A 3,422-nucleotide genomic window follows, 5' to 3' on the forward strand; every position below is an offset into this window, starting at 1 on the left:
CCGCCCCCGCCGGATTCAGCGGAAGAGGTCCGGTGGTTACTCGCTCACGCCCAGCTTCTCCAGGATGAGCTGCTTGACGCGGGCCGCGTCGGCCTGGCCGCGCGTCGCCTTCATGACGGCGCCGACGAGCGCGCCCGCCGCGGCGACCTTGCCGCCGCGGATCTTGTCGGCGACGGCCGCGTTGCCCGCGATCGCTTCGTCCACGGCCGTCCCAAGGGCGCCTTCGTCGGAGACGACCTTGAGTCCGCGCTTCACGACCACCGTGTCGGGGTCACCCTCGCCGGCGAGCACCCCGTCGATGACCTGACGGGCGAGCTTGTCGTTGAGGTCGCCCGCGGCCACGAGCGCGGTGACACGCGCGACCTGTGCCGGGGTGATGGCCAACTCGTCCAGCGCGCGGCCGGATTCGTTCGCGTGACGGGCCAGCTCGCCCATCCACCACTTGCGGGCCTGATCGGCAGGCGCCCCGGCGTCGATCGTCGCGACGATCGGGTCGAGGGCGCCCGCGTTGAGCATGGACTGCATCTCGTGCGCGCCGACCCCCCAGTCCTCACGCAGCCGGTTGCGCCGGGCGAGCGGCAGTTCGGGCAGCTCACCGCGGAGCTGCTCGACCCACTCCTTGGGCGGGGCCACGGGCACGAGGTCGGGCTCCGGGAAGTACCGGTAGTCCTCCGCGTTGTCCTTGATCCGCCCGGAGGTGGTGGAGCCGTCCTCCTCGTGGAAGTGACGGGTCTCCTGCACGATCGCGCCCCCGGAGGAGAGCACGGCGGCGTGCCGCTGGATCTCGTAGCGAGCGGCGCGCTCGACGGAACGCAGCGAGTTGACGTTCTTCGTCTCGCTGCGGGTGCCGAGCGGCGTGGTCCCGTTGGGGCGCAGCGACAGGTTCACGTCGCAGCGCATCTGCCCCTTGTCCATGCGCGCCTCGGAGACGCCCAGGGAGCGGATGACCTCGCGGAGTTCGGCGACGTAGGCGCGGGCGACCTCGGGGGCACGCTCCCCGGCTCCCTCGATCGGCTTGGTGACGATCTCGATGAGGGGGATGCCGGCGCGGTTGTAGTCGAGCAGCGAGTGCGAGGCGCCGTGGATACGTCCGGTGGCGCCACCGATGTGGAGGGACTTGCCGGTGTCCTCCTCCATGTGGGCGCGCTCGATCTCCACACGGAAGACGCTGCCGTCCTCCAGTTGCACGTCGAGATAGCCGTCGAAGGCGATGGGCTCGTCGTACTGGGAGGTCTGGAAGTTCTTCGGCATGTCCGGATAGAAGTAGTTCTTCCGGGCGAAGCGGCACCACTCGGCGATCGAGCAGTGGAGCGCGAGGCCGATACGGATCGCGGACTCGACGCCGACGGCGTTGACCACGGGGAGTGCGCCGGGCAGGCCGAGGCAGGTGGGGCAGGTCTGCGCGTTGGGCTCCGCGCCCTGGGCGGCGGAGCATCCGCAGAACATCTTGGTCCTGGTGCCGAGCTCGACATGGACCTCCAGGCCCATGACGGGGTCGTAGGACGCGAGGGCGTCCTCGTACGGCACCAGGTCAGCGGTGACGGTCACGGTGAAACTTTCCCTCTCAGCCCAGCAGGACGTCGTCGTCACCGAGGCGCTTCAGCTCCCGGTAGAGGATGGCGAGCCCGGTGATGATGCCGGCGCCGGTCACGACCGCGTCGACCAGGCGCAGCTTGTCGCCCTCGGTGCGGGCGCGCTTGACCTGCTTGATGACGTTGATCGCGCCGAAGGCGGTGGTGCCGATCGACACGTACGTGCCGGTCTTCGACTTCTTGAAACCCTTGGCCTTGCTCAGTGCGTTGCTCACAGCGACGGTGCCTCCTCAAGCAGCGGGTGCCCCCAGCGTTCCACGAAAGCGGCCTCGACGGCGGCTCCGACCTTGTAGAGGCGCTCGTCCTTCATCGCCGGGGCGACGATCTGGAGCCCGACGGGCAGCCCGTCCTCCGGCGCGAGGCCGCAGGGCAGGGACATCGCGGCGTTGCCCGCGAGGTTCGCCGGGATGGTGCACAGGTCGGCGAGGTACATCGCCATCGGGTCGTCGCTGCGCTCACCGATCGGGAAGGCGGTGGTGGGCGTGGTGGGCGAGACGATGACGTCGACCTGCTCGAAGGCGCGCGCGAAGTCCTGCGTGATGAGCGTGCGGACCTTCTGCGCGGAGCCGTAGTACGCGTCGTAGTAGCCGGAGCTGAGCGCGTACGTACCGAGGATGACGCGCCGCTTGACCTCGGGCCCGAAGCCCTCGCCGCGCGTGATCGCGGTGACGTCCTCGGCCGAACGGGTGCCGTCGTCGCCCACACGCAGCCCGTATCGCATGGCGTCGAAGCGCGCGAGGTTCGAGGAGCACTCCGAGGGGGCGATGAGGTAGTACGCGGAGAGCGCGAGGTCGAAGGACGGGCAGTCCAGCTCCACGATCTCGGCGCCCAGCTCTCTGAGCAGTTCGACGGACTCGTCGAAGCGCTGCACGACACCGGCCTGGTAGCCCTCGCCGCGGAACTGCTTGACGACGCCGACGCGCATCCCCGCGACGCTGCCGCCGCGGGCCGCCTCCACGACGGGCGGGACGGGGGCGTCGACGGAGGTGGAGTCGAGCGGGTCGTGGCCGGCGATCACCTCGTGGAGGAGGGCCGCGTCCAGGACCGTACGGGCGCAGGGACCGCCCTGGTCGAGGGAGCTGGAGAAGGCGACCATGCCGTAGCGCGAGACGCCGCCGTAGGTCGGCTTGACACCGACCGTGCCGGTGACGGCGGCGGGCTGGCGGATGGAGCCGCCGGTGTCGGTGCCGATCGCGAGAGGCGCCTGGAAGGAGGCGAGCGCGGCGCTGGAGCCGCCGCCGGAGCCGCCGGGGATGCGCGTGAGGTCCCACGGGTTGCCGGTGGGGCCGTAGGCGCTGTTCTCGGTGGAGGAGCCCATCGCGAACTCGTCCATGTTGGTCTTGCCGAGGATGACGACGTCGGCGTCCTTGAGGCGCCGGGTGACGGTCGCGTCGTACGGCGGAATCCAGCCCTCAAGGATCTTCGATCCGACCGTCGTGGGCACGCCCTCGGTCGTGAAGATGTCCTTGAGCGCGAGCGGCACACCGGCGAGCGGGCCGAGCTTTTCGCCGCGGGCACGCTTCTCGTCGACGGCGCGGGCCTGCGCGAGCGCGCCTTGGCGGTCGACGTGCAGGAAGGCGTGGACCTTCTCGTCCACGGCCTCGATGCGGGCGAGGTGGGCTTCGGTGACCTCGACGGCGGTGAGTTCGCCGGAGGCGATCTTCTCCGCGGTCTGGGCGGCGGTGAGCCTGATGATCTCGGTCATCGCGTCAGTCCTCCCCGAGGATCTGGGGAACCTTGAATCGCTGCTGCTCCTGCGCGGGGGCCCCGGAGAGCGCCTGCTGGGGGGTGAGCGAGGGTCGGACCTCGTCCGCGCGCATGACATTGGTC

Annotated in this window: 4 protein-coding genes; all 4 read right to left on the reverse strand. The window is 70.3% G+C overall.

The annotated features are described in order from the left end of the window. Positions 1-36: 36 nt before the first annotated feature. Positions 37-1,548 (reverse strand): Asp-tRNA(Asn)/Glu-tRNA(Gln) amidotransferase subunit GatB, encoded by a 1,512-nt coding sequence (gene gatB / locus SSBG_RS06930; protein WP_008745491.1) that lies wholly within the window; start codon positions 1,546-1,548, stop codon positions 37-39. Positions 1,549-1,564: 16 nt separating this feature from the next. Next, on the reverse strand, positions 1,565-1,807 hold the full coding sequence (locus tag SSBG_RS06935) for a hypothetical protein (RefSeq protein WP_008745492.1): 243 nt from the start codon (positions 1,805-1,807) through the stop codon (positions 1,565-1,567). Further along, positions 1,804-3,297 (reverse strand): Asp-tRNA(Asn)/Glu-tRNA(Gln) amidotransferase subunit GatA, encoded by a 1,494-nt coding sequence (gene gatA, locus SSBG_RS06940; protein WP_008745493.1) that lies wholly within the window; start codon positions 3,295-3,297, stop codon positions 1,804-1,806. The genes SSBG_RS06935 and gatA overlap by 4 nt, the downstream gene beginning before the upstream one ends. A gap of 4 nt (positions 3,298-3,301) precedes the next feature. Continuing rightward, positions 3,302-3,422, reverse strand: a 121-nt coding sequence (locus tag SSBG_RS06945) for an Asp-tRNA(Asn)/Glu-tRNA(Gln) amidotransferase subunit GatC (protein WP_037869122.1), incomplete at its 5' end; no start/stop codon positions are given.

The organism is Streptomyces sp. SPB074 (assembly GCF_000154905.1).
GTDB lineage: Bacteria > Actinomycetota > Actinomycetes > Streptomycetales > Streptomycetaceae > Streptomyces.

Excerpts from the sequence above, each read along its gene's own strand:
- gatA (WP_008745493.1), bottom strand. The coding sequence starts at position 3,297 with ATGACCGAGATCATCAGGCTCACCGCCGCCCAGACCGCGGAGAAGATC.